This window comes from Streptomyces tendae (assembly GCF_014650435.1).
GTDB lineage: Bacteria > Actinomycetota > Actinomycetes > Streptomycetales > Streptomycetaceae > Streptomyces > Streptomyces tendae.
In genome coordinates this window covers 1-522 of record NZ_BMUY01000129.1, presented here as the reverse complement: position 1 = coordinate 522, position 522 = coordinate 1, and the positions used below count along the sequence as shown (strand labels likewise).

Genomic DNA, 522 nt, shown 5'->3' with positions numbered 1-522 from the left:
CCCAGCAGGGGCTGACGCCGGTGCTGTGCACCCAGACCAAGGGCGGCGTCTCGGAGGCCGACTACGTCGAACTGCTGCTGCAGCAACAGGTCTCCGGCGTGGTGTTCGCGGGCGGTCTGTTCGCGCAGGCGGACGCCCCGCACGACCACTACCGGCTGCTCGCCGAACGCAACATCCCGGTGGTGCTGATCAACGCGTCGATCGAGAACCTGGACTTCCCGTGCATCGCCTGCGACGACGCCGTCGCGGTCGAGCAGTCCTGGCGGCACCTTTCGTCGCTCGGCCACGAGCGCATCGGCCTGGTCCTCGGCCCCTCCGACCACATCCCCTCCCGCCGCAAGCTGGCCGCCGCCCGCGAGGCGGCCCGGATCGCCGGCACGGAACTGCCCGAGGAGTTCGTCGAGCGGGCCATGTTCTCCTTGGAGGGCGGCCAGGCCGCAGCCACCCGACTCCTGGAACGCGGCGTCACCGGCATCATCTGCGCCAGCGACCCCCTCGCCCTCGGAGCCGTCCGCGCCGCCC

At 72.0% G+C, this 522-nt stretch carries 1 protein-coding gene; it reads left to right on the top strand.

From position 1 onward, the window contains the following. A partial coding sequence (locus IE258_RS40985; RefSeq protein ID WP_189750862.1) for a substrate-binding domain-containing protein occupies window positions 1–522 on the top strand: 522 nt, incomplete at both ends.